The following is a 25333-nucleotide window of genomic DNA, read 5'->3' on the forward strand; positions in this document are numbered from 1 at the left end:
GCGTCGACGAGCACGGCGTCGCGCAGCAGGTCCTCCTCGCGGCCCGGGTGCAGCGCCGCGACGGCAACGAGCGCGTCGCCGTCCGGCAGCCACCGGTGCGCCGCGAGGTCGACGTCGCCGTCGGTCAGCTGCACGGGAGCGGGCAGGGCGTCGGCGGCCGGCGCCGGAGCGCCCTCCTGCGGCACGTCGACGACGAACACGTGCTGCGGCCGGTCGCGGAAGAAGCCGATGCCGTCGCCGCGGTAGCGGAAGGTCGTGATGTGCCGCGGCGGCTCGGCACCCGGGTCCTCGCCCGCGACGTACCGGCCGGGCTCGGGGACGCGCGCGAGGTAGGCGAGGCGCGTCCCGTCCGGGGAGAACCGCGGCTCGCTCACGCCGAGCGGGGCGTCGGTCAGGCGCAGCGGCTCGCCGCCGCCCGCCTCGACGACGTGCAGCTGCGGCTTGCCCTTGGGCTCGGCGCGCACGAAGGCGATCCAGCGACCGTCGGGCGACCACACGGGCGCGGTGTCGCGGTGCCCGCGCGTGAGCGGCCGCGGTGGGCCCGACCCGTCGACGGGCACGGTCCACAGGCGGCCGGTGTACTCGTCGGTCGCCGGGTCGGGCGCGGTGACCGAGAAGACGGCCGTCGTCCCGTCCGGGTTCAGGGCAGGGGTTCCAGGGGTGCGCAGCAGCGGCAGGTCTGAAGGAAGCACCGCAGCAACCTACGCCGCCCCGGCGGGCCCGACGACGGCGACGGCGTGCGGGCGCGTCGTCGGGCCGCGCGGCTGCTCAGCGGACGAGGAAGTCCAGCAGGGTCTCGTTCCACTCGTCCGCGTGGCTGACGTTGACCCCGTGGGGTGCGCCCGCGACGACGTGGAGCTGACTGCCCGGCAGCGCCTCGTGCGTCCGTCGCCCCGAGCCCTCGAACGGCACCGTCGCATCCCCGTCGCCGTGCAGCACGAGCACGGGCAGGCCGTGCTCGGCGATGCCGGCGAGGTCGTCGCGGAAGTCGGTGTGGCCGAAGGCGGCCATGCACTCCAGCGCCGCGCGCTTGTCCGCCTGCAGGCACAGTGCCAGCGCCTTCCGCCGCTCCTCCTCGCTCACCTTCAGGACGCCGTCGACGGAGAAGAACTCGCGCGTGAACTCGTCGTAGAAGGACTCCTGGTCGGCGGTGAGCTTCGCGGCCATCTCCGCCGCCTGGCTCTCCGGGAGGGGGCCGTCCGGGTTCCCGGGGACCTGCGCCATGAACGGCGTCACCGAGGAGGCGAGCACCACGCTGCGGAGCCGCGCCGGACCCTGGTCGGTGACGTAGCGCACGACCTCGCCGCCTCCCATGGAGAAGCCCACGAGCGTGGTGTCGTGCAGGTCGAGCTCGGTGAGCACCGTGGCGAGGTCCTCGGCGAGCGTGTCGTACGTGTAGCCGGTGCGCGGCTTGTCGCTGCGGCCGAACCCGCGGCGGTCGTAGGTGATGACGCGGTAGCCGGCTGCCTCGAGCGCGGGGACGTTGTGCGCGAACGACTCGCCGGACAGCGGCCAGCCGTGCACCAGCACGACGGGACGCCCGGGGCCGCCGGTGTCGTCGACGTGGAGGTCGGTGCTGCGGAACAGGCCGTGGTGGGCGGTGATCTCCGGCATGCGTGGGCTCCTCGAGGTGTGGGGGACGGTCTCGACGGTAGGCACACGCGGCGCTGCGCCGCGCGCCGAAGACGCTGGCCGATGCCCTGGCCGAGGACCTGGCCGAGCACCTGGCCCGACGGCGTCCCACGGCGTTGCCCGCCAGGTGAGGCGCGGCCCGCCGGTCCGTGCGCCACCACTAGCGTGGGGCGCGATCGGGCGGACGTCGGAGGGAGGGCCGGTGCGAGGCGTCACGGGTGCCGACGTGGCCCGCGCGAGCGGCGTCTCGCGGACCACCGTGAGCTACGTCCTCAACGGCCGGCAGGACGTCTCCATCCCCGAGGCGACGCGCGAGCGGGTGCGCGAGGTCGCCGCCCGCATGGGGTACACGCCGTCGGTGGCGGGCCGTGCCCTGCGCACGGGCAGGAGCGACCTCGTGCTGTGCGTGCTGCCGGACTGGCCGGTCGGCCCGGTCATCGACACCCTCCTCGACCACCTCGCGACCGAGCTCGCCGACCGCGGGCTCTCCGTGCTGGTGCACCACGACCGCGGCCCGCGGCCGCTCGCCGACCTGTGGCGCGCCGTGACGCCGCGCGCCGTCGTCGGGCTCGCCACGTTCGCGCCCGCCGACGAGCGCGCGATGCGCCAGGCGGGCATCCAGGTGCTGAGCAACGCGCTCGACGACGACGCGCGCCGCTTCGCCGTCCCCCAGCAGCGGATCGGGGCGGCCCAGGTCGAGCACCTCGCCGTGCGGGGGCACCGGGCGATCGGGTACGCGGGGCCGACGGACCGCCGCCTCGCGCAGTTCGCCGACCGCCGGCTCGCGGGCGTGCGCGCCGCGTGCGCCGAGCGGGGGCTGCCCGAGCCCGTGCTCGAGCCTGTCGAGCTCGACGTGGAGTCCGCCGCCGCGGCCGTGCGCACCTGGCGCGCCGCGGGGGAGCCCGTCACCGCGGTCGCCGCGTACAACGACGAGGTGGCGCTCGCCGTGCTGGCCGGCGTGCGGGCCGAGGGCCTGCGCACGCCCGACGACGTCGCGGTGATCGGCGTCGACGACCACCCGCTCGCCCGCGTCGCTGCCCCGCCGCTGACGACGGTGTGGCAGGCCGTCGACGCCCAGGCGCACTACCTCGCCCTCGCGGTGCTCGCCGCGCTCGACGGCGGCGGCGAGCTGCCCGAGCGCCCCACGGACCTCTTCCACGTGGTGGCACGCGACTCGACCTGACGCCGTCGCCGCCTGCACCGACCGCGCCCGCGTCGGGCGCGCCCGACGACGAACGGGCCCGGTCGGCGCGGGTGCGCCGACCGGGCCCGTCGCCCGTGCTCCAGTGCGTCAGTTGAACGTGAACCAGTTGATGTTGACGAAGTCGGCCGGCTGACCCGAGTCGAACGTCAGGTACACGGTGTGCGTGCCCGTCGTCGGCTGGATGGTCGCCGGGACGGTCCGCCACGACTGCCACCCGCCGGTGTTCCCGATCGCGAAGCTGCCGATCGAGGGGGCCGTCGGGCTGCCCAGACGGACGTTGACCAGGCCGCTGACGCCGCCCGCCGCACCCGAGGCGACGCGCGCGCTGAACTGCGTCCTCGCCGTCGTGCCGAAGCTCACGGCGTCGAACCGGATGTGGTCACCGTTGGCGATGCCGCCGAGGTTCTGGCCGCCGTCGACGTCGGTCGTCGTCTCCTTGAAGACCCCGACCATGCCGCTGTACGCCTCGGCCTGGATGCGCGACGTCGCCGTGAAGCCGCCGCCCGTCGTCGGGAACAGGGCCGACGCGAACTTCTGCGCCGCCGACTGGTTGCAGTCGTAGATCTGCAGCCGCGCCCCGTTGGCCGTCGAGCCCCCGGGCGAGTCGATGCAGCGCCCCGACCGCGGGTTCTTCACCGAGCCGTCGGCCTGCGGCACCCACTCCTGGTTCCCGCCACCCGTGCAGTCCCACAGGATCAGCTTGGTGGAGTTCGCCGTGCCGTTGCCCTCGATGTCGAGGCACTTGCCCAGCGTGCGGAGGGTCCCGTTGGTGAACGTCCAGTGCTGGTCCACCGCCGCGGGCTGGCAGTCCCAGAGCTGGACGGCCGCGAGGTTGCCGCCGACGTCGTTGCCGGACACGTCGACGCACTTGCCGCCGGGGCCGGTGATCGGGCTGCCGACGGGCGTCTGCCCGCCGCCGCCCGACGTCGTGGTCACGCTCACCGCCGAGCTCACGCCGGAGCGGTTGCCCGCGCCGTCGACCGCCCGGACGGAGAACTGGTACGTCGTCGACGCGGACAGGCCGGTCGCCGAGTACGACGTGCCCGTCGGGGACCCGACGACGGCGCCGTTGCGCAGCACCTCGTACCGCGCCACGCCGGTGCCGCCCGCGTTGTCCGTCGACGCCGACCACGAGAGGTTCGTCGCGGACGACGTCGTGCCCGAGGCCGACAGGTTCGCCGGCACGGAGGGCGCCGTCGTGTCCGTCGGTGCGGTCGTGTTCGAGCTCGCGACCGACCGTGCCGGCACGTTCAGCGTGACCCCGTTGGAGAACCGGACCGTGATCGGCGAGCCGGTCATGTTGGCCGCCTGGTACGTCCGCACGCCGTTCTTGACGAAGACCGCGTGCAGCGGCGTGTTGGCCGTGACGGACCGGTCGACGGTCCCGAGGCCCTCGAGGTTCTTGAGCCAGTAGAAGGTGTGCGCCCTCGACTCGCCCTCCTCGACCGCGTACGAGTTCGCCTGGGACCGGAACTGGGAGAGGGCCGTCGGGGCGTCGGCCAGGGCCTGGAACTCCCAGATGATGTCCTGCCACACCGTCGCCGGCCCGCCGTTGTTGCGTTCGAGCTCGGCGATGTTGCGGCGGATGTACGCGGGGTCGTAGCCCAGGTACAGGTGACCGGCGGTGCTGGGCAGCAGGTTGATGCCCTGGATCATCTCGGGCTCGGCGCTGAACCACGTGGAGTAGCTGCCGCCGTCGCCCCAGACCATGCCGACCGTCGAGTGCCCGAACGCGGCGGGGAACGCCTCGTCGTCGGTGTCGAACCAGTAGTTCTCGATGGCCGACGCCTGCGTCGTGTACAGGTAGATGCCGAGGTCGCGGACGGTCGTGTTGCCGGTGACCTGGCCCCACTGGATGAGCCCGCTCGCGAAGTTCATGCCCTCGGACGAGGACTCCTGGTTGTTGCCCGCGCCGAAGGCGCCGTGACCCGCGGCCCAGTCGTGACCCGCGTAGATGTCGAAGTCGCGCAGGAACGGGAACCGGGTGTCGTTGCGGTCCCAGTTGGCCGCGTCCTTGATCACCGTGTTGACCATGCCGCCGTACGCCGACGTAGCGGCCCACGCGGGGTCGAACTGCGCGACGGTCGCCGCGCCGACGACGTAGTAGCCGTAGTGGAAGTGGTGGTCGTTGAGGTCCGTGTCGGAGCCGTAGGACGCGGGGTAGCCGATGAGGGTGCCCCACGCCGGGTTGTACCAGAATGCGCGCTGCGTCTCGCCCGGTGACGCCGTCATCCAGTCGGTCAGGCGCGTGCGCATCGCCGAGACGAGGCGGTCGCGCGCCGCGGTGTTGCCGGTCAGGTTCGCCATGTGGGCGACCTGCGAGATGCGCCCGAACGCCTTGCCGGTCCAGTAGGTGTCCTCGCCGAAGCCCGCGAACGGGTCGCCCGAGGCCACCTGCTCGATGTAGCCGTTGAGCTGGTTGGCGTCCGCCGAGCCGGCCGGGAAGCCGGTGTTCGCGAGCTGCGGCAGCACGCCGTTGAAGCTCGCGACCGTCTGGAACTGCGAGCTGCCGATCACGACGCGCATCGGGCCGCGCGGCGACACGTAGGAGTAGCTGCTCGGCGTCGCCCCGGCGAGCTGGTCGCGCTGGTGGGGGTAGAGCGCGTAGACCGTGCCCGTCCCGGATCCCTGGCGCGCCGTCGTCGTGAAGGCGTACGTCGCCGTCATGCGGGCGGCGGCCTCGTCGTAGGACCACGAGACCCGCGTGCCGGTGACGTGGTTGTGCGCGTACGGCGCGTAGGCGTCGAGCGCCGCGGTGCGCTGGGCGTTCGTGCTCGACGACGTCGTCGGCAGCACCGCGACCGAGAAGAAGGTGCCGCCGTTGAGCGACGAGCTGATGGTGTTGCCGGAGACCGACCACGAGGAGCCGCTCGGGGCGAACGCCGCGTAGTCGTGACCGTTGAGCGTGAAGCCGATGGTGCCGCCGCTGTTGCGCCACACGGTGGGCGCCGCGGTGCCCCGGAGGGTCGCGTCGCCGCCGCCCGTCTTGGTCGCGTAGACGAACGGGAGGCCGTGGCCGAACGTCGTCCGCAGGCTGCTGCCGCCGTTCGACCAGAGCTCGCTCACGGTCCAGTCGGAGTAGCCGTCGACCTTGCCCTCGGCCGTGAGGCCCGCGAGGCCGAGCCGGAAGTCCTCGCTGTAGTTGTAGTGGTACTCGCCGACGCCCGTGGCCGTGCCCGAGATGCTGACGTTGGTCGGGTAGCTGACGCCGAGCCCGTCGGTGAACGCGTGGAACGCGAGCGGGTGCGCCATGAGGTTCTCGGAGATCGACGCGCAGTTGAACTTGCGCCACAGCAGCGACGTCCACCAGTCGTTGGTGGGGATCGCGCCGGACGGGAAGTTCGAGGTGACGTGCGCCCGCGGGTTGGTGACCGGGGTGCCGTTGCACTCCGTCGGAACGGCACCGCCCGGGGGAGTGCCCTCGGCGTAGCTGCCGGCGCCGACCTGGGCGGCGTGGGCGGCGGGTGCGGGCAGCACCATCACCTGCACCAGGTACGCGAGCATCGCCGCGACCACGACCATGGCCACCGTCGTGCGGCGGCTCGTGCCTGGGCTCGACGACCAGGCCCCCCTCATCCGTTCTGCTGGAGCAGACATCCAGTTCTCTCCGTTGCTCGGCTGGTGCTCTGCGCAGCCGGCCCGTCGCCGGCCGCGTCCTGGCTCCCCGTCGGACGGGCGGTGCCCGGGACGGTGGGATGGGTCGCGGTGCGGTCCCCGCAGCGTCGCTGCGGCGGGGAGGCGGTGCGGCCCGGTGGGCGGGGAGCCGGCCGCGAGGCCCCTCCACGCCGAGGGTGAGTGCCCGGGTGGCCCGATCCAGTGAATCGTGTCACCCGAGGTCAAGAGTAGGGCGGGCGTCCGATGTGTCAAGGTTTCGCCCGCACCCGATGGGGTGATCCGGCCGCTGCGGTTCCACCGCGTGGGCGGCCGCGCCGGGTGGCCCGGCGAGGGCGTACCGTGGTGGGTACCAGCCCCTCCGTCCCGGGACTGGTGGGAGAGTCACTGTGTCGACCGCCCGCCCGGGGAGAACCCGGTACCTCGCCACCAGCCCGTTCAACGCAGCCCGGGAGAAGGCGGCCGCCGCCATCGTCCCGGTCAACGTGGGCGACCGCGTCTCGCACGACCGCCACGGCCTCGGTCGCGCCGTCGGCCTCGACGGCGACCGCGCCGTGATCGTCGACTTCGGCGGCGACATCCGTCGCGTCGAGCTCGACAGCCCGCGGCTCGTCCGCCTCTGAGGCGCCCCGCCTGACCTGCGCCGCCCGCCCGGTCCGCCCGACGGGCTGCTTCGCCGCGCGAGGATGTCGCTCATGAGTGCGAAGCACGTGATCGTGGTCGGGAGCGCCAACGTCGACCTGGTCGTCGCCGTGCCGCGCCACCCCGCGGGTGGCGAGACGGTGCTCGGTGGCGACCTCGTGCGCAGCCCAGGAGGCAAGGGCGCCAACCAGGCCGTCTCGGCGGCCCGCACCGGCGGCGTGCGGACCACGTTCGTGGCCGCCGTCGGCCGCGACGACGCCGGTGACCTGCTGCTCGAGGCGCTCGAGGGTGCCGGCGTGCGGACCGGTGCCGTCGTCCGGATCGGTGCGCCGACGGGGACGGCGCTGATCATGGTCGACCCGAGCGGCGAGAACGCGATCGTCGTCGCGCCCGGCGCGAACGCGCTGCTCCAGGTGCGAGGCGAGGCCGCCGCGGCCGTGGCGGGTGGCGACGTCGTGCTCGCACAGCTCGAGGTCCCGCTCGAGGCGGTGCTCGACGCCGCACGCGCCCGCCGCCCGGGCAGCCTCATGGTGCTCAACGCGGCGCCGTCGCGCCCTCTGCCCGACGAGCTCTGGGGCATGCTCGACGTCCTCGTGGTCAACGAGCACGAGGCGCGTGGGATGGTGGGCGACCTCGGCGCGACCGCCGAGCGGGCCTCGGCGGAGGACCTCGCCGCGCGGCTGCTGCAGGCTGTCCCCGCCGTCGTCGTCACGCTCGGCGCGGCGGGCTGCCTCGTCGCCGAGCGCGGCACCGACGCACACCGCATCCCGGCACCGCGCGTGGAGGTCGTGGACACGACCGGTGCAGGGGACGCGTTCTGCGGCGTGCTCGCCGCCGGCCTCGCCGAGGGTTCGGACCTCACGACGGCGGCGTGGCGCGCGGTGCTCGCGGCCGCGCGCGTCGTGACCCGGCACGGTGCGCAGGACGCCGTGCCGGCGCGCGACGAGCTCGACGCGGCGCAGCAGACCTGACGTCAGGTCGTGGGCGTCGTCGCGACCACCTCGCGGCTCGGGCGGATGTTCTGGTTGAGGTGGAAGACGTTGTCCGGGTCGACGGCGTCCTTGAGCGCGGTCAGCCGCGCGAGCGACGCGGCCGGGTACGCACGGCTGACGCCCGCGTGGCCGTCGTCGCTGAGGGCGTTGACGTAGGCGCCGCGCGCGAACGGCGCGAGGCCCGCTGCGCACTCGCGGACGGTCGCCACGCGAGCCGCGTCCTCCGCCGGGTCCGTCCAGCGCGCGGCGACCATGTACTCGAACGCCGTGCCGCGGTGCGCGAACGCCGTCGCGTCCGCAGCCACGTCGGCGATCGCGCCGCCGTGCGTCTGCAGGCTCGCCCCCACCGACGGGTGGTGCCCGAGCAGCGCCTCGATCGCCGCGTCCGGCAGGCCCGGGAGGTAGTGGCCCTTCCAGTAGCGCCGGTACGCGTGGCCCTGCGGTGTGTCGCCGCAGCGCTGGAGGTCGAGGTACGAGCGCTCGACCTCCCGCCGCGCGACCGGCGCGCCGAGCACCTCCAGGCTGCGGGCGACGTCCCTGCCCTCGTCCGGGTCGCCCACCCAGACCAGGCCCAGGGTCGCGATGCCGCCGATGACCGTGGCCTCGTAGGTCGCTCGGCGCGGTCCGGCCAGAGCCAGGTCCCGCCAGCGCGCCATCGCCGGAGCGGCCTCGGCGGCCGGGAAGTCGAGCTCCGCGGTCAGCGTGCGGGTTCCTGTGGCGTGGAGCTGGAACTCGAACTCCGTGACCACGCCGAAGTTGCCGCCGCCGCCCCGCAGGCCCCAGAAGAGCTCGGTGTTCTCCGCCGCCGAGGCTCGCACCACTCGGCCGTCCGCGGTGACGACCTCGAACGACAGGACGTTGTCGCACGCCAGGCCGTACTGGCGGGCGAGCCAGCCCATCCCGCCGCCCAGGGTGAGACCGCCGACGCCGGTGTGGGAGACGTTGCCGGCCGTCGTGGCGAGCCCGTACGGCTGGGTGGCGGCGTCGAGCGCGCCGAGCAGAGCGCCACCCTGCACCCGGGCCCGCCGCCGCTCGGGGTCGACACGGACCTCGCCCATCGGGGTGAGGTCGATCATGAGGCCGCCCTCGGGCACCGCGTGCCCGGCGACGCTGTGCCCGCCGCAGCGGACGCCGACCTCGAGCCCGTCGCGCCGGGCCAGGGCGAGCGCGGCGACCACGTCGGCCGTCCGGCGACAGCGGACCACGAGCGCCGGACGGCGGTCGATCATCGCGTTCCAGACCCGGCGGGCGTCGTCGTACCCGGGCTCGTCCGGTCGCAGGATCTCGGGACTCTCCATGAGCGGGCCTCTCGTCGCGGGACTCCGACGAGTGGACAGACCGGTCGCGCTCACGGAACCCATCGGGGGCCGGCTGCCGAGCGTGCTCGCCCGGTCGCCGATGCTTGCCCGTCCCGGCGTGATCCTGGACGCTGGAGGCCTCGTCCGGCCGAAGGGGAGCCCATGGGGAAGCTGATCTACGCAGCGAACATCTCGCTCGACGGCTACCTCGAGGACGAGACGGGCTCGTTCGACTGGTCCGCGCCCTCCGAGGAGGTGCACGCGTTCTGGAACGAGCACGAGCGGCACATCGGCACGTCGCTCTACGGCCGCCGCATGTACGAGACGATGCGCGTCTGGGAGGACGACGACTGGCTCGCGGGCGAACCGGACGTCATCCGGGAGTACGCCCAGGTCTGGCGCGACGCCGACAAGATCGTCTACTCCACGACGCTCGACGAGGTGTCGACGGCGCGGACGACGATCGAGCGGCAGCTCGACCCCGAGGCGGTACGCCGGCTCAAGGAGGCGTCCCCCTCGGACCTGAGCATCGGCGGCGCGACCACCGGTGCGGAGGCGTTCCGGCACGGGCTCGTCGACGAGTGCGTGCTGGTCATGCACCCGGTCGTCGTGGGCGGCGGCAAGCCGGCGTTGCCCCGGGGCCTCCGGCTCGACCTCGAGCTGCTGGACCTCCGCCGGTTCGGCACCGGTGCGGTCTACGTGCGCCACGCCGTCCGGGACCGCGCCTGACGCCTGCCGCGGCCCGTCAGGCCAGCACCGCCGAGCGTCGTGCGCCGTCGTCCCCGCGGACCCACGACGCGATGGTCCGCGCGATCTTGGCGCCGCCGTGCGCGGAGGGCTCGATCGGGTTGGCGAAGTCGGCGTCCTCGTCGCACACCAGGCGCAGGTCCACGAAGGTGACGCCGCGCGCGAAGGCCTCGCGCGTGATGACGTCGTTGAACAGCGCGGTCGCCGCACGGACGACGCGCAGCCCGAGCTCGACCAGCCGCGTGTCGTAGATCGTGCAGACGGCGACGGGCAGGCCGGTCGCCTGGGCGTCGTCGAGCATCGCGGCGTAGGCGACGGCGAGCTCCTCGCGTGCGCGACCGAGCAGGTCCAGCCCCTCCGCGACCGTCCCCACCCCGGACCCCAGCAGGTGCGCGTGGCCCAGGGCGTCGTTCCCGCCCGCGCTGATCACGAGGTGCGTCGCGTCCGGCGGCAGCGCGCGGAGCTGCCGCGGCACACCGGCGACGACGTCGCCGTCCACCGCGAGGAGCGTCACCCTGCGGTCGAGCTCGGCGCGCAGCTGGGCGGCGACGTCGGGCTCGCCCGGCACGTAGGCGCCGTTGTCGAGCACGGAGTCGCCGAGCAGGACGACGTGCGCTGCCGCCGTCGGGATGGGTGCCATGGGGCACACCTATCGCGGGAAGGCCGTCCCCACCACCGGGGTGATGGACGCCGCCCGCGCGGCGCCCAACGACGACGACGACGCCCTCGCGGCGTCGTACGCCGAGGTGTTCCGCGTCGACGCGGACCGTCAGGACGCCGGCGGTCACAACGCCGCCGCTCCCTCCTCCTGAGGTGCTGAGGCGCCGACCGCGGACCGCGGTCCGACGCCTCCGCGCCGGCAGGCCGGCGTGATCCCGCCCGGCACGTCCGCGGCACGCACACGGGAAGGCGTCATGGACCTCAGCAGGCTCGTCCGGTCGGACATCGAGTTCGAGCGGATCATCCCCAAGAACTTCCACACCATCTTCGGGCTGTTCTTCGACGGCATCGAGGTCACCCAGGCGATCCAGTACCAGGACTCGTCCGAGCACCTCACGGACCCTGCGGACCGGGGCACGGACAACGCCGTCCGGCTCGTCGCGTACAAGCCGGCGTGGGTCCGGGTCTTCGTCAACAGCATCTTCGGTGCCGGCGGCGTCACGGCGACGCTCGAGGTGCAGCGCCGCCACTCGGGCTTCCTGTGGACCACGATCGCGACGCTCAGCCCCGACCCGTCGTCGATGACGTCGGTCCCCTCGATGAGCACGGCCGACTACGCCGCCCGCCGCGGGAGCGCGGGCGGTTCGATCAACTTCGTCATCCCGGCGAACGAGATGATCGGCACGCTGCGTCTCGTCGCGAAGGTGGAGGCCGGCGGCTGGTCCACCGGCGGGCAGGTCCAGGTGGCCGCGACGCTGCGGCAGACGCTGCGCCTCGCGGGCGTGATGATCGCCTACAACGGGCCGGCGAGCATGGCGGCGAACGCGCCGAACCTCACCATCGCGGCCCCCGGGCTGGCCGACCTCCAGGCGATGTCCGGCACCACGCTCACGCTGTTCCCGGTCGAGTCTCAGGCGCAGTTCCGCACGGCCGGCACCCTCACGCTGACCACCCACCTCCAGCAGGCCGTGTTCCCCGCGAGCGGCTGCGGACCGAACTGGGACGCCCTGCACGGCCGCGTCGCGAACGCCCGAACCGCCGACGGGAACCAGCCGGGCTGGATCTACTACGGGCTCCTCCCGGCCGGCGTCCCGATGGGTCCGGTGGGCGGCTGCGGCGGCGGGGGAGTCGCCGTCGGACCGGTCGGTCAGCCGGGCACGCTCGCGCACGAGGCGGGGCACGCGGCCGGCCTGGCGCACGCGCCCGCGGGCGGCGCGCCGAACGCCGACGTCAACTACCCCGCGTACGAGCCGTACGACACCCCGGCCGCGCGGCGCGCGTCCATCGGCGAGTACGGGCTGAACGTCAACACGGGCGCCGTCGCGTCGCCGGCCACGTTCCGCGACTTCATGGCCTACGGCGGCCCGTCGTGGATCGGGCTGTACCACTACGGCAGGCTGACCGACAACGACCGGTTCACGCCGCGCACCGTCGGGATCGACCACTTCTGGTGGAAGGACCTCGTCTGGGAGGAGGTCAAGAAGTGGCCGCCGATCCCCGACGGCGACCCGCCCTTCGACCTCGGCCGACCGCCCTTCGAGCTGGAGCTGCCGATGTTCCCGCCCTCGCGTGCCCAGGACGTCCTCTCGCTCATCGTCAAGGTCGAGCGGGGCAAGGTCACCGAGGTCATGCACGTGGCGCGCGTCTCGGCGCACACCGCGCTGCGAGGTGCCGTGGAGACGTCGTTCACCGTGAACCTGCGCGACGAGCAGGGTGCCGTGCTGGCGAGCGGCGCGCTCATGCGCCTCGACACGGACGCGTGCGGCTGCGGGGGTGGCGCGGGGACCGGCGGGCGCTCGTTCGCGCCGACGTCGTACCTCGCGCAGGCCTTCGTGCCCGACGTCGCGCCGGGCGCGTCGATCGACATCACCAAGGGCGACGACGTCGTCTGGCGACGCGAGGCGCCGTCGGAGCCGCCGCAGGTGCGGGTGGGCGACGCGGAGGTCGACGAGCGCCGCGGCGAGGTGCGGCTCGAGTGGGACGCGTCGAGCGACGTGGCCGAGTACTGGCTGCGCTGGTCGGCCGACGGCGAGCGCTGGCAGTCGGTCGCAACCGGCCTCACCGAGCGAGGGGCGCGGGTCCCGATCGGCGACGTGCCCGCCGGCGACGGCCTGCTCCAGGTGGTCGCGCACGACGGGTTCCACTCGGTGTACTCCGAGCCGGTCCGGATCAGCCTGCCCGAGCGGCCGCCGTCCATGGTCGTGCTGCACCCGGTCGAGGGCCACACCTACGTCGGCGGGCAGACCGTGCGGCTCTGGGCCTCCGTCGTCGGTGAGCGCGACGAGGCGGAGCGGGAGGAGGCCGTCTGGTCGGTCGACGGGCAGGACGTGGCCCGGGGCCTCGACGCGTGGACCACGCTCGAGCCCGGCGAGCGGACCGTGACGGTCCGGCTTCGCGACGGCGAGGCCTCGGTCCGCGTCCAGGTCGAGCGGCCGCAGGGGTAGCGGCCTCGTGGGGAGGATCCGCGTCGCAGGGCGACGCGGATCCTCCCCACACCCGTGCGCCGCCTTCGCTGGTGACCTTGCGTCGCATGGTGACGCTAAGTCACCAGCCAACCGGACGACGGCGGGTGGCCTCAGGGCTCGACGCCCGTGACGTCGCCCGCGGCGTCGACCGTGTAGGTGCCCTTGGTCAGGTCGACGAGCACGAGGACGTTGTCGAACGGGTCGGCGACGACGGCCAGGCGCCCCACGGGGATGTCGGTCGGCCCGACGAGGACCCGCCCGCCGGCACCGACGAACGCCTCGGCCGCCGCGTCGGCCGAGCGCACCAGCCAGTTCGGCGCCGACGACTGCCGCGTGGTCAGGACGATCTCGGCCGTGCCGCGCGCCGTGCCGAGAGCGGCCTGACCGGTCGCGTCGTTGCGCCACAGGAGCCGGTGGCCCAGCGCGTCGCGGTAGACGCGCAGGCCCGCGTCCAGGTCGGGCACGGCGAGCGTGACGGCGTCGACGTCGACGAGCACGGGCTCGGCTCCGGGTCCCATAGCCCGATCCTCCGCCCGTCCCTCAGGCGGGCCGGACCGCGGCCCTGCGCACGAGGTCGCCGATCCGCACCTCGTCGGCGGCGGTGAGCTCGCGGAGCGCGAAGGTCGTCGGCCACATCGTGCCGTCGTCGAGCGACGCCGCGTCCTCGAAGCCGAGGGTCGCGTAGCGCGCCTTGAACTTGTGCGCGGCCTTGAAGAAGCACACGACCTTGCCGTCCCTCGAGTACGCGGGCATCCCGTACCAGAGCCGCGGGGACAGGTCGGGCGCCTCGGCCCGGACGAGCGCGTGGATGCGCTCCGCCATGCCGCGGTCGGGCTCGGGCATCTCAGCGATCTTCGCGAGGACGGCCTGCTCCTCGTCGGCGCGACCGGTGCGTCGCGCCGCCTCGCGCACCTCCCGGGCGCGGTCCTTCATCGCCGCGCGCTCCTCGGGCGTGAAGCCCTCCGCCGCGACCGCACCCGCCCGTTCCGTCGTGCTCGCCATGACTCCTCCTCGTCCCGGTCCTGCTCGTGGATCCAGCATGCGAGGCCGCGACGCCGTGGCGCTTCTTCGAAACTGACCACCTGCCGGAGCGCGAGGGTGCGTCCTACTGTGGGTCCGTGCTGCTGCTCCTTCCCCCGTCGGAGGAGAAGGCGCAGCCCGCGCCCTCGGGCGACCCGGTCGACCTCGACGTGCTGGCCTTCCCCGAGCTCACCGCGACGCGGCGCAGCGTGCTCGACGCGCTCGTCGAGACCAGCGCCCGCCCCGACGCGCTCCGCCGGCTCATGGTCGGTCGCTCCGTCGCGCCGCAGGTCGAGCAGAACACGCGCCTGTCGTCCTTGCCGGCCCGTCCGGCGCTCGAGGTCTACGGCGGCGTGCTCTACCAGGCGCTCGGCTGGGCGACGCTGCCCGCGGCCGTGCGGGGGCGTGCGGAGTCGGGCGTCGTGGTGGTCTCGGGCCTGTGGGGTGCGCTGCGCGCCGAGGACCGGATCCCGCCGTACCGGCTCAACGTGTGCGCCCAGCTCGTCGGGCTGCCGGCCCTGGAGCCCCTGTGGCGCGGCCTCCTCGGGCCCGTGCTGGCGCGCGCCGCGGGGCCACGCCTCGTCGTCGACCTGCGGTCGTCGAGCTACCGGTCGGTCGGGACGCCGGACGGGGCCGGCGACCGCACCGTCGTCGTGCGGGTGCAGCGCGACGACGGCTCAGCGGTCGGCGCGCACACGGGCAAGCAGGTGCGCGGGCAGCTGGCGCGTCACCTGCTCGAGGCGGGCGACGACGTCGGCACGGCCGTCGAGCTGGCCGAGGCGCTGACGGACCCGTGGCGGGCCGTGGCGGTCCCACCCCCGCGCCCGGGCACCCCCTGGCGGCTCGACGTCACGCTCGCCCCCCACTGACGGCCACCACGAGACCCGAGGAGCAGTCATGGACCGTTCGCTGAACCCGGGGCTCGGGCGCCTCGACGTCCTCGTCGGGGCGTGGGAGATCACGGCGTCGACGGACGGTCGCGTCCTCAGCACGGCACGTGCGACCTTCGCGTGGCTGGGCGACAGCGGGTTCCTCGGCCAGCGCGTCGACGCGCCGTCCTTCCTCGTGCCCGAGTGGGTGGGCGCCGCGCCGCTCGGGTCGCACGCCATGATCGGGCTCGACGACCACACCGACACGTTCGTGATGCTCTACTCCGACGCGCGCGGCGTGTGCCGCACGTATGCGATGACGTTCGGCGCCGGGCGCTGGACGCTCGCCGGACGCCCGGGCGACGACTTCCACCAGCGCTTCGCCGGACAGGTGTCCGACGACGGGTCCACGATCGACGCCCGGTGGGAGGCCTCGCCCGACGGCGAGACGTGGGACACGGACTTCGACGTGACCTACCGGCGCCTGGTCGGCTGAGGTCGCGTTCAGCCGATCGGTGCGGTCGAGCTGCGGGTGACGAGGCGGCACGGGAGCACCTCGGTGCCCGACGCCGCGTGACCGTCGATGGCCGCGACGAGGCGCTGCGCGGCGACCCGCCCCAGGTGCTCGAGGTTGATGTCCACGCTCGTCAGGGGCGGGCGCGCGTTCGCGGCGAGCACCTCCCAGTTGTCGAAGCCGATGACCGCGACGTCCTCCGGGACCCGTCTGCCCGCCTCGTGCAGCGCGTCGACGACGCCGCGTGCGATCTGGTCCGAGCCCGCGAAGATCGCGTCGACGTCCGTCCCCTGCTGCAGCAGCAGCCGGGTGGCCCCTCGCCCCCAGGCCTCGGACCAGGTCCCGTAGAGCACGGTCCCGCCGGCGAGCTCCAGGCCGGCCCTCCCCAGCGCGTCGAGCACCCCGACCGAGCGGTCCTGTGCCGCGCCGTAGGTCGGGTCGCCCGTGATGTGGGCGATCCGACGGCGGCCGCACGCGATCAGGTGCTCGATCGCGATGCGGCCGCCGCCGACGTTGTCGCTCACGAGCGAGACGTCCTTCGGGTCCTGCGACGGCGCGTAGGCGTACACGACGGGCACCGGGACACCGGGCTCGAGCGGCGGACGCGGATCGGGCCGGGCCCCGACCACGATCAGGCCGTCGACGCGTCTCGACAGGAGGGCACGGACGTGGTGCTGCTCCCGGATGGCGTCGCCGCGTGCGTCGCACAGGAACACCGACACGCGGCCGGACCCGAAGGCGTCCTCGGCTCCCATGAGGATCGGGATCGAGAACCGGCCGTCGAGGTCCGACGTGATGAGGCCGACGGTGCCGGTGCGCCCCGCCAGCAGCCCGCGGGCCAGCGCGTTGGGGGAGAACGAGAGCCGCTCGGCCGCGTCGAGCACGCGCGCGCGTGTCTCCGCCTTGACCTGGGTACGGCCGTTGAGCGCCTTCGACGCGGTCGCGATGGAGACGCCGGCGAGGCGCGCGACGTCGCTCAGGGTCGTGGCACGCGAGGACGGAGAGCCGTTCGTCGCCACCGTCACCCCCTCGAACCGGTCGGTCCTGTCGGTGAACTGTAGCCACAAAGGTGCTTGACGGCGTGGTCCGACCTGAATACGTTGTGAAAACCTTTTCGGCACGAAGGCGTGCGGCTGGTCATGACCTCGGCGCGCATCGGTGCAGATGAGACGCCTTCTTGTCATTCCGGCGAGCACGCACGGCGGTCCCAGGGCCGTCGGCAGAAACGCCGAACTCGAAGGATCACCATGGGTTTCGCCCACGGGACCCGTGCGCCCCGCCAGGTGAGCGCTCACACGCTCGACGACCACGAGGAGAGACCATGAGGAGCATCGCAAGGCCGGGCGTCCGCCGGGCCATGGCCGGGATCGCGACGGCCGCCCTGCTCGTGGGCGGCGTCGCCGCCTGCGGTGGTGGGGACGGCGGAGACCCGGCCGAGGGGGACGGCGGCGACGACACGGCTGCCTCGCCCGAGGGCGTCGACGACGGCACGACCCTCACACTGTGGACGCGCGCGCCGCTCGAGGCCCAGGCGAACCTGCTCGTCGAGGCGTACAACGCGACCCACGAGAACCAGGTCGAGCTGACCATCACGCCGAACGACGACTACGTCGCCCGCGTGGGCGCGGCCGCCGGCAGCAGCGACCTGCCCGACCTCTTCGCCGCGGACATCGTGTACGTCCCGAACTGGACGGAGCAGGGTCTCTTCAGCGACATCACCGACCGCATCTCGTCCCTGCCGTTCGCCGACGACATCAACCAGGGACACGTCGAGGCCGGTACCTACGAGGACAGCCAGTACGTGCTGCCGTTCGTGCTCGACCTCTCGGTGATGTTCTACAACAAGGACCTCTACCGCGAGGCGGGCCTCGACCCCGAGCAGGGGCCGACGACGCTCCAGGAGTTCAAGGAGCACGCGCTCGCGATCCAGGCGCTCGAGAAGCCCGGCGTGTACGGCTCCTTCTTCGGCGGCAACTGCGGCGGCTGCGGCGTCTTCACCTGGTTCCCGATGGTCTGGGCGTCCGGGGAGGAGGTCATGAACGAGGACGGCACCGAGTCCTACCTCGCGAGCGACGCCGCCCAGGAGGTCTACGCCGTGTGGCGCGAGCTGAACGAGGCCGATGCGCTGTACCCGGGCGCCGCGGAGGAGACCGGTGCGACGTGGACCGCCGGCTTCCAGGAAGGGAACGTCGGCGTGATGCCCTACCCCGCGACGCTGCTCGCGACGGCGAGCGAGACGGTCGACGTCGGCGTCAGCGGCATCCCGGGCGTGGACGGCGGCGTCGCGACCTTCATCGGCGGCGACGGGATCGGCATCTCGAAGGACTCCGAGGCGACGGACCAGGCGTGGAACTTCCTCGCGTGGCTGATGTCCGAGGAGGCGCAGGTGGAGGTGCTCGCCCAGAACGGCGACGTCGTCGCGCGCACGGACCTCGTCGACAACGAGTACTCCCAGGCGGACCCGCGGGTCGTGACGGTCAACGAGGTGGCGGGTGACCCGAACAGCCGCACCCCGTTCGCCCGGAACTTCCAGCAGGCGTTCAACGCGACCGACTCGCCGTGGCTGACCCTCTTCCGCAACGCGATCTTCGGGGACGGGGGCTCGGTCGAGGAGGACAACGAGGCGATCACCGAGGTCCTCAGCCAGTAGTCCGGGACCGTCCGGAGGGCGCCGGTGGGCGACGCGTCGTGCGTCGACCACCGGCCGCCCGCCGGCCCGACGCCGCCCTTGCAAGGAGAGCCCCGTGGCCAACACCACGCACACCACGATCCCGACCGTCCCCGAGGTCGCCCGACGCAGGGCGGGCCGCGGCGGGGGCGCGCGACGCCCGGTGACCGGCCCGTCCGGGCGGGCGCGGCGCGTGCCCCGTTCGCTCCAGGGCTGGCTCTACGCCGCGCCGACGGCGGTCATGGTGCTGATCTTCTTCGTCGTGCCGATCCTGCTCGTGGTCCAGATGTCGGTCTCCGACTGGAGCCTGTTCGCCGGCAACCGCGGCCTCAACGCCCCGGACAACTTCGTCGACGCGTCCCAGCACCGGCTGCTGTGGCCGGCGGTGACGTTCACCCTGAAGTACACCGTCATCACGACGCTCATCCTGCTCGGCGTCGCCCTCGGCCTCGCCCTCGTGGTCCAGGAGAGCACGCGCTGGAAGAACGGCCTCCGCACGGCGATCCTCGTGCCGAGCGCGCTCGGTCTCGCGTCGGCCTCGCTGCTCTTCTACGCGCTGTACTCGCCGCAGAGCAGCCCCATCAACCCGGCCCTCGCCGCCCTGGGCGTCGTCGACCGGCCCGTGTCCTTCCTCGGCACACCGGACTCCGCGCTCTGGTCGACGGTGTTCCTCATCGTCTGGCGGTTCGCGGGCTTCTACATGCTCCTGCTCATGGTCGGCCTCCAGGGCATCTCGGGCGACGTCTACGAGGCGGCCCGGATCGACGGTGCGAACCGCCGGCAGATCTTCGCGCGCATCACCCTGCCGCTCCTGCGCCCGTCGATCGCGCTCTGCACGATCCTCTGCGTCACCGGCTCGCTGCTCGCCTTCGACCAGTTCTTCATCCTCACCAAGGGCGGCCCGGACAACAGCACCGTGACCATCGTCCAGCTGGTCTACAACATGGCCTTCGCCGGTCAGAACCACCTCGGACTGGCCGCCGCGCTGTCCGTCATGGTGCTGGTGGCGCTCCTGGCCCTCAACGCGCTGCAGTTCCGCGGGCTCCGCGGCAGGGAGGACTGACCATGACCGAGCGGTCGACGGGTGTCCAGGCGCTCGCGCGCACCCCCTACTACGTCCTGACGGGCGGCCTCGCGATCCTCTTCCTGTTCCCGCTCGTGTGGGCGGCGGTCGCCTCGGTGTCACCCCAGGGTGGGACGGCGCAGACGGACGGCTGGGGGTTCGGCAACTACGAGACGCTCGCGACGTTCCAGGCCGGCATCGGCCGGTACCTGCTGAACTCGACCGTCGTCTCGCTGCTGGCCGTGCTCTTCACCGTGAGCATCTCGATGCTCGGCGGGTACGCCTTCGCACGCTTCCGCTTCCCCGGGAAGAACGTGCTGTTCATGATCACGCTGGCGATCCTCATGGTCCCGTACGCGACGCTCCTCATCCCGCTGTACGTGCTGCTCAACGCCCTGGGCCTGCAGAACTCGCTGCTCGGTCTCGCGCTCGTGCTCACGATGTTCCAGCTCCCGTTCGCGACCTTCATGATGCGGATCTCGTTCGAGGCGGTGCCGAGGGAGCTGGAGGAGGCCGCCCTCGTCGACGGCTGCGGCACGTTCCGCGCCCTCGTGCAGGTCCTCGTCCCGGCCGTGAAGCCGGGGCTCATCACCGTCGGGCTGTTCGCCTTCCTCGCGGCGTGGAACGACTTCATCGCGCCGCTCATCCTCATCAGCGACTCGTCCAAGGTGCCGCTCCCGCTCGCCGTGGCGAACCTGCGCGGCCAGGTCATGGGGATCGTCGACTACGGCGCGACGGAGGCGGGCGTCGTCGTCCTCGCCCTGCCGTGCGTCGTCCTCTTCCTCCTGCTCCAACGCCACTACGTCCGTGGCTTCATGTCCGGCGCTCTCAAGGGTTGATCCATGACTTCTGACATCACGGCCTCGTCCCACCTCGCCACCACCGCCGGGTCCGGGCGCCGAGGCGCCCAGCCCGTCGACCCCTCCCGGGGGCGGCTGCGTCCCCTCGGGCTCCACGAGGTGAGCATCACCGGCGGCTTCTGGGGCCGCCGGCAGCACGTCAACGGGTCGACGACGCTGCGCCACATCGAGCACTGGCTCGAGCGCGAGGGCTGGCTCGGCAACTTCGACGCGGCCCACCGTGGCCGGCTCCCGGGGGACCGCCGCGGCCGGGAGTTCGCCGACTCCGAGGTGTACAAGCTGCTCGAGGCGATGGCGTGGGAGATCGGCCGCACCGGGGACGCGGACCTCGAGCAGCGGTACCGCGCGATCGTGGCGAGGGTCGGCGCTGCGCAGGAGCCCGACGGCTACCTGCACACCCACTTCGGCCGGCCGGGGCAGGGGGCGCGCTACTCCGCGCTCGAGTGGGGCCACGAGCTGTACTGCTTCGGCCACCTCATCCAGGCCGGCGTCGCGCGTGCGCGCACCGCAGCGGAGGACGAGCTCGTCGCGATCGCCCGGCGCGTCGCCGACCACGTGTGCGAGACGTTCGGACCCGACGGCATCGCGTCGGTCGACGGGCATCCCGAGATCGAGCCCGCGCTCGTCGAGCTCTACCGCGTCACCGGCGAGCGCCGGTACCTGGAGCAGGCGCGGCTGTTCCTGGAGCGGCGCGGCACCGGTGTGCTCGAGGACATCGAGTTCGGTCGGAGCTACTTCCAGGACGACGTGCCGCTGCGGGAGGCGAGCGTGCTGCGTGGTCACGCCGTCCGTGCCACCTACCTCGCCGCAGGCGGCGTCGACCTGGCGGTCGAGACGGGGGACGACGAGCTGCTCGCGGCCGTCGACTCCCAGCTCGCGCGGACCGTCGCCCGCCGCACCTACGTCACGGGCGGCATGGGGAGCAGGCACCAGGACGAGGCGTTCGGCGAGGACTTCGTGCTGCCCGCCGACCGCGCGTACTCCGAGACGTGCGCGGGCGTGGGCTCGGTGATGCTCAGCTGGCGCCTGCTGCTCGCCGACGGCCGCCCGGAGCGTGCGGACCTCATCGAGCGCACCCTGTACAACGTCGTGGCGACCTCGCCGTCGCACGCGGGGGACGCGTTCTACTACACGAACACGCTGCACCAGCGCGTGACGACGACCGTGCCGGACGACGACCGGGCCGTGCCCCGAGCGGCGTCGTCCATGCGCGCCCCGTGGTTCTCGGTGTCGTGCTGCCCGACGAACGTCGCCCGCACGTTCGCCAGCCTCGGCGCGTACGTCGCCACGGCGGACGACGACGGCGTCCAGGTCCACCAGTACGCGACGGCCGAGATCCGCACGGTCCTGCCCGACGGCCGCGTCGTCGCGCTCGACGTCGAGACGCGCTACCCGGAGGACGGCACCGTCGTGGTGCGCGTGGCGGGGGAGCGGGCCGGCACGTGGACGCTGACGCTTCGCGTGCCCGCGTGGGCGCGCGGTGCCGAGCTCGTCGTGGACGGCGTGCGGACGCCGGCCGAGCCCGGTGCGGTCGAGGTGCGCCGTGAGTTCGCACCCGGTGACGAGGTGCGTCTCGAGCTCCCCGTGCGGCCGCGGTTCGTCCAGCCGGACCCGCGGATCGACGCCGTCCGCGGGTGCGTCGTCGTGGAGCGCGGACCCGAGGTTCTGTGCGCGGAGTCCGTCGACCTGCCGGGCCAGGTGCACGTCGATCGGCTGAGGGTGGACCCGACCGCGGCGCCGGTCGAGCGCGACGGGCGCACCTACGTGCGCGCGTCGCTGCTCGAGCTCCCGGACGACGGGTGGCCCTACCGCGACGGGCCGGTCGGTGCGCCGCCTGTCGACGAGCCGGTCGAGGTGCCCCTGGTGCCGTACCACGACTGGGCGAACCGGGGGCCGTCGACCATGAGGGTCTGGCTGCCGACGTCGTGAGGGGCGTTCAGCCGGGGGTGCGCGCGACCGCGTAGCGGAACGCGTTGCGCAGGCGGTAGCCGCCCCCTGCCGTGCGGAAGCCGGCCGCCGCGCCGACGACGGTCGGCGCGAGCTCGGCCTGCGTCGCGTCGTCCTCGCCCAGGAGGACGCCGCGCACGAGCGCGTCGTCGTCGGACGCGTCCCACGGCGCCTCGACCAGGCCCGACGCCTCGACAGTCAGGCCCGCGGCGGCGAGCAGGCGCTCGAGGCCGCCCGGCAGGCGCAGCTCCCCGTCGGGCCCCGGCTCGTCGTCGAGGGCTCGCGCGACGGCGGCCTCGACCGCGTCGAGGTCGTTGCGCGCCGCCTCGGCCCAGTTCGCCACCGCGACGAGCCCGCCCGGAGCGGTCACGCGCACGAGCTCGGGCAGCACACCGGCCGGGTCGCCCGTGAGCTCGAGCGCGTTCACGGCCGTCGTGACGTCCGCGCTCGCGTCCGGCCACGGCAGCGCGGCCGCCTCGGCGACGCGGACGTCCGCCTCGTGGGCCCTCGTGCGGGCGAGGTGGACCATGCCCGGTGCGGGGTCCGCGCCGGACGCGCTCGCGCCGCGGGCGAGCGCGAGCGCGAGGAGCTCACCGCTGCCGCAGCCGACGTCGAGCAGCCGGGTCCCGGGTCCGGTCCGCGTCGCGTCCAGCAGCACGGCGCGCACGGGGTCGGCGAACGCACCCCACCGGTCGGCCCACTCGCCGGCCACCGCCGACCAGGCGTCGTCGTCACCGCCGTCCACCTGCACCCCCGTCCACCTGCACCCCCGTCCGTCGCCGGGCCCGGCCGGGCCCGCGTCCGTGCTCCGCCATTCTCGCCGCCCGCCCGCCTGTGTCCGGCAGACGGCCGCGCAGCGCGCGGCCGCCGCACCCCGTGTGGCGCGAGAGGCACGGAGCTACGCTCGCCCCATGCGCGGGCTCACGGCGCAGCGGCCCTCCGGGGCCCCCGGGCAGGTCGAGGTCGAGCTCGTCGAGGACGACGTCGTCCCGCCGTCCCCGGGGCGCCCGGTGCGCACGCGCGCGCCGCACGACGCCCCGTCACGGCACCGCGCGCCCACCCACGTCGGGCGCCGAGCCGTCGCCGTCCTCGGCCTCGTCGCCGTCGCGGTCACCGTCGCGACGGTGAGCGAGACGCGGGCCGACGCCGAGCAGCTCGCGGCCGTCGCGGCGCTGCCCGGCTCGCTCGAGCCCGTCGAGGGGCCGCTCGTGCCGAGCTGGTCCGTCCCCGGCTCCATGCTGATGGGTCTCACGGCCGACCTCGCGCTGCTGCAGACCAGCGAGGCGACGCTGGCGGTCGACGTCGCGACCGGCGCGACGGTCTGGGACCGACGGGTCGAGGACGGGGTCGTCGGTGCCGACGACGAGCTCTGCGTGCCGCTGCGTGCGCCCGGCCCGGCCGAGCTGGCGCCCGCGGTGCGCAGCGGTCCGCTGCCCGGCGGCCCCGCGGGTGACGCCGCGCTGATCGCCTGCCTGCGCGAGTCGCCCGTCGTGCGCGAGGCCGGGCGGATCGTCACGCAGCAGGCGCGCGTCGCGGTCCTCGCGGCCGACGACGGCACGGAGCTCCACGGCTGGACGACCCGCGGGCTCGTCGTCCTCGTCGAGCACCTGGGCGGTGACGACGTCGTCGCGGCGGTGCGGACGCCGGGCGAGAACCTCGAGGTCGCGCGCTGGGACGTGCGCACGGGGGAGCGGCGCTGGCACACCGTCACCGAGCAGGAGGTCGACGGCCCGGTGCACGGCGTCTGGCACGCCTCCGTCGACGACGGCACGCTCACCGTCGACGACCCGCGACCTCTGCGGCTCGACGTCGACACCGGACAGGTGCTCGGACGTCGGATCGCCGCGAGCGCCTTCGCCGAGCAGCCGCTCGCGGTGCGGCCGCCGCTGCACGACGGCACCGGCCCTGCGGTGGGGCTGCGCGCCGCGGCCGAGGTCGTCGCCGTCGACACCGCGACGGGCGAGGACCTGTGGCGCCGGACGGGGCCCGCGACGCCGCTCGTGCAGGTGGGCGGGCTCGTGGTGCTGCGCGAGGAGGAGGCGACGGTCGCCCTCGCGGCCGGCACGGGGGAGGTCGTCTGGACCGTGCCGACGGCTGCGCACGTGCGCTTCGGCCCCCTGCTCGACGGCCGCGTCCTGCTGCTGCCCGTCGCGGGACGGAGCGCGCTGAGCGACCTTCCGGGTGCTCGACCGCGGCCGGTGCTCGACCTGATCGCCGTCGACCCGGCGGACGGGATCGAGCGGTGGCGCAGCGCCCTGCCGACGGGGACGTTCACGATCACCGCGACGCCCGGCGGGCACGTCGTCGTGGGCACCACGGGTGGCGTCGTGGGGCTCGGCCACCGGTCCGCTAGCCCGAACGGGTGAATGTCGCGCGGATCCCTCAAGGTCCGCCTCGACCGTGACGATGAACGGTCATACCCCTCTCCCACCCTTCGCCGGGTCGCCTCGTCGCGCCCGCACGCGGGTCCACGACGTCGTCGTCGTGCCGGGCTGGGCCTCCGGGCGTCACGTCGCCTACCGTCGGAGGACGGGAGGTGCCATGCCGTCGAGCGAGCCGCGCGAGCCGCGCGCACCCGACCCTTCGCGCTCGGCCGCGCGCTACCACGTGGACCGCTGGGTCGAGGAGGACGCCGCCACGGGCGGCGTCCCACCGGACCCGGACGGGTCGTCCGGCGCGGAGACGCGCCGCCTGAGCCAGGTCGACGGCCGCGGCCGGATGGACCGCCGCGGCGAGTGGGTCGACGAGCTCGTGCGGCAGGCGATCGCGCGCGGCGAGTTCGACGACCTGCCCCTGGCGGGCAAGCCGATCCCGGGCATCGACGGCCACCACGACCCGGACTGGTGGCTCAAGAACCTCGTCGAGCGCGAGCGGATCACGGGCGTCCTGCCCGAGGCGCTCCAGCTCCGCACGGACGACGCGGCGCTCGACGACCGGCTCGACCGCATGCGGGGCGCGGAGCAGGTACGGGGTGCCGTCGAGGAGTTCAACGCGCGCATCGTGCAGGCGCGCCGCCAGCTGCTCGGCGGGCCGCCGGTCATCACGCCGCTGCGCGACGTCGAGGCGGAGGTGCGCCGGTGGGCGGAGCGGGCCGCGGGTCGCCGCGCAGCCCAGGACGCCGCCGCGGCCCGGGAGCGCGC

General features: G+C 74.0%; 23 protein-coding genes. 14 read left to right on the forward strand and 9 right to left on the reverse strand.

From position 1 onward, the window contains the following. Positions 1-692 (reverse strand): TolB family protein (locus ICW40_RS06185; protein WP_374199133.1); only part of this gene is annotated, 692 nt, incomplete at its 3' end. Between the two features lie 76 nt (positions 693-768). Continuing rightward, complete coding sequence (locus ICW40_RS06190; protein WP_221652962.1) at positions 769-1614, reverse strand: alpha/beta fold hydrolase; 846 nt, start codon at positions 1612-1614, stop codon at positions 769-771. A gap of 220 nt (positions 1615-1834) precedes the next feature. On the opposite strand from ICW40_RS06190, the gene ICW40_RS06195 reads away from it, so the two are divergent. Then, the gene (locus tag ICW40_RS06195; RefSeq protein WP_221652963.1) at positions 1835-2815 is read left to right on the forward strand and encodes a LacI family DNA-binding transcriptional regulator; all 981 of its coding nucleotides are present in this window, start codon (positions 1835-1837) and stop codon (positions 2813-2815) included. A gap of 108 nt (positions 2816-2923) precedes the next feature. On the opposite strand, the gene ICW40_RS06200 is transcribed toward ICW40_RS06195, so the two are convergent. Beyond that, the gene (locus ICW40_RS06200) at positions 2924-6412 is read right to left on the reverse strand and encodes a glycosyl hydrolase (RefSeq protein ID WP_221652964.1); all 3489 of its coding nucleotides are present in this window, start codon (positions 6410-6412) and stop codon (positions 2924-2926) included. Between the two features lie 425 nt (positions 6413-6837). Between ICW40_RS06200 and ICW40_RS06205 the strand changes: the two genes are divergently transcribed. Together ICW40_RS06205 and ICW40_RS06210 are read left to right on the forward strand one after the other, a co-directional pair. Beyond that, the gene (locus ICW40_RS06205; protein ID WP_221652983.1) at positions 6838-7071 is read left to right on the forward strand and encodes a hypothetical protein; all 234 of its coding nucleotides are present in this window, start codon (positions 6838-6840) and stop codon (positions 7069-7071) included. A gap of 72 nt (positions 7072-7143) precedes the next feature. Then, positions 7144-8061, forward strand: coding sequence for a ribokinase (locus tag ICW40_RS06210; RefSeq protein ID WP_221652965.1), 918 nt, complete (start codon positions 7144-7146; stop codon positions 8059-8061). Between the two features lie 2 nt (positions 8062-8063). On the opposite strand, the gene ICW40_RS06215 is transcribed toward ICW40_RS06210, so the two are convergent. Next, positions 8064-9380 (reverse strand): FAD-binding oxidoreductase, encoded by a 1317-nt coding sequence (locus ICW40_RS06215; RefSeq protein ID WP_221652966.1) that lies wholly within the window; start codon positions 9378-9380, stop codon positions 8064-8066. Between the two features lie 162 nt (positions 9381-9542). Between ICW40_RS06215 and ICW40_RS06220 the strand changes: the two genes are divergently transcribed. After that, positions 9543-10109, forward strand: coding sequence for a dihydrofolate reductase family protein (locus ICW40_RS06220; RefSeq protein ID WP_221652967.1), 567 nt, complete (start codon positions 9543-9545; stop codon positions 10107-10109). Between the two features lie 16 nt (positions 10110-10125). Here the strand turns inward: ICW40_RS06220 and ICW40_RS06225 are convergent, their stop codons facing one another. Beyond that, the gene (locus ICW40_RS06225; protein WP_221652968.1) at positions 10126-10767 is read right to left on the reverse strand and encodes an SGNH/GDSL hydrolase family protein; all 642 of its coding nucleotides are present in this window, start codon (positions 10765-10767) and stop codon (positions 10126-10128) included. Here ICW40_RS06225 and ICW40_RS06230 point away from each other — a divergent pair. Next, positions 10766-10939 carry a hypothetical protein gene (locus ICW40_RS06230; RefSeq protein WP_221652969.1) on the forward strand — a complete coding sequence of 58 codons (174 nt, stop codon included), beginning with the start codon at positions 10766-10768 and terminating at the stop codon, positions 10937-10939. The genes ICW40_RS06225 and ICW40_RS06230 overlap by 2 nt on opposite strands. A 102-nt stretch (positions 10940-11041) precedes the next feature. Next, complete coding sequence (locus ICW40_RS06235; protein ID WP_221652970.1) at positions 11042-13231, forward strand: M66 family metalloprotease; 2190 nt, start codon at positions 11042-11044, stop codon at positions 13229-13231. Between the two features lie 131 nt (positions 13232-13362). Here the strand turns inward: ICW40_RS06235 and ICW40_RS06240 are convergent, their stop codons facing one another. Both ICW40_RS06240 and ICW40_RS06245 read right to left on the reverse strand, forming a co-directional pair. Continuing rightward, the gene (locus ICW40_RS06240) at positions 13363-13770 is read right to left on the reverse strand and encodes a VOC family protein (protein ID WP_221652971.1); all 408 of its coding nucleotides are present in this window, start codon (positions 13768-13770) and stop codon (positions 13363-13365) included. 22 nt (positions 13771-13792) lie between these two features. Then, positions 13793-14254, reverse strand: a complete 462-nt coding sequence (locus tag ICW40_RS06245; RefSeq protein ID WP_221652972.1) for an iron chaperone — start codon at positions 14252-14254, stop codon at positions 13793-13795. Between the two features lie 116 nt (positions 14255-14370). Here ICW40_RS06245 and ICW40_RS06250 point away from each other — a divergent pair, with 116 nt between their 5' ends. Both ICW40_RS06250 and ICW40_RS06255 read left to right on the forward strand, forming a co-directional pair. Beyond that, on the forward strand, positions 14371-15141 hold the full coding sequence (locus ICW40_RS06250; RefSeq protein WP_221652973.1) for a YaaA family protein: 771 nt from the start codon (positions 14371-14373) through the stop codon (positions 15139-15141). 28 nt (positions 15142-15169) lie between these two features. After that, positions 15170-15637, forward strand: a complete 468-nt coding sequence (locus ICW40_RS06255) for a hypothetical protein (protein WP_221652974.1) — start codon at positions 15170-15172, stop codon at positions 15635-15637. 8 nt (positions 15638-15645) lie between these two features. Here the strand turns inward: ICW40_RS06255 and ICW40_RS06260 are convergent, their stop codons facing one another. Then, positions 15646-16680: a LacI family DNA-binding transcriptional regulator gene (locus tag ICW40_RS06260; RefSeq protein WP_374199134.1), complete on the reverse strand. Its 1035-nt coding sequence runs from the start codon at positions 16678-16680 to the stop codon at positions 15646-15648. Positions 16681-16976: 296 nt separating this feature from the next. Here ICW40_RS06260 and ICW40_RS06265 point away from each other — a divergent pair, with 296 nt between their 5' ends. The 4 genes from ICW40_RS06265 to ICW40_RS06280 all read left to right on the forward strand — a co-directional run bounded on the left by ICW40_RS06265 (position 16977) and on the right by ICW40_RS06280 (position 22175). Beyond that, positions 16977-18305: an ABC transporter substrate-binding protein gene (locus ICW40_RS06265; protein WP_260458853.1), complete on the forward strand. Its 1329-nt coding sequence runs from the start codon at positions 16977-16979 to the stop codon at positions 18303-18305. Between the two features lie 94 nt (positions 18306-18399). Further along, positions 18400-19386: a carbohydrate ABC transporter permease gene (locus ICW40_RS06270; protein WP_308121660.1), complete on the forward strand. Its 987-nt coding sequence runs from the start codon at positions 18400-18402 to the stop codon at positions 19384-19386. A gap of 2 nt (positions 19387-19388) precedes the next feature. Continuing rightward, a complete protein-coding gene (locus tag ICW40_RS06275; RefSeq protein ID WP_221652976.1) occupies positions 19389-20225 on the forward strand; it encodes a carbohydrate ABC transporter permease in 837 nt (278 codons plus the stop codon). A gap of 3 nt (positions 20226-20228) precedes the next feature. Continuing rightward, on the forward strand, positions 20229-22175 hold the full coding sequence (locus ICW40_RS06280; protein WP_221652977.1) for a glycoside hydrolase family 127 protein: 1947 nt from the start codon (positions 20229-20231) through the stop codon (positions 22173-22175). Between the two features lie 7 nt (positions 22176-22182). Here the strand turns inward: ICW40_RS06280 and ICW40_RS06285 are convergent, their stop codons facing one another. Beyond that, positions 22183-22944 carry a class I SAM-dependent methyltransferase gene (locus ICW40_RS06285; RefSeq protein WP_308121661.1) on the reverse strand — a complete coding sequence of 254 codons (762 nt, stop codon included), beginning with the start codon at positions 22942-22944 and terminating at the stop codon, positions 22183-22185. Positions 22945-23104: 160 nt separating this feature from the next. Between ICW40_RS06285 and ICW40_RS06290 the strand changes: the two genes are divergently transcribed. Beyond that, entirely contained in the window at positions 23105-24559 is a 1455-nt protein-coding gene (locus ICW40_RS06290) for an outer membrane protein assembly factor BamB family protein (protein ID WP_221652978.1), read from the forward strand. A 175-nt stretch (positions 24560-24734) separates the two neighbouring features. Continuing rightward, positions 24735-25333: DnaJ family domain-containing protein (locus ICW40_RS06295; RefSeq protein WP_221652979.1), on the forward strand; the 599-nt coding region annotated here is incomplete at its 3' end.

This window comes from Actinotalea ferrariae, assembly GCF_019733465.1.
GTDB lineage: Bacteria > Actinomycetota > Actinomycetes > Actinomycetales > Cellulomonadaceae > Actinotalea > Actinotalea ferrariae_A.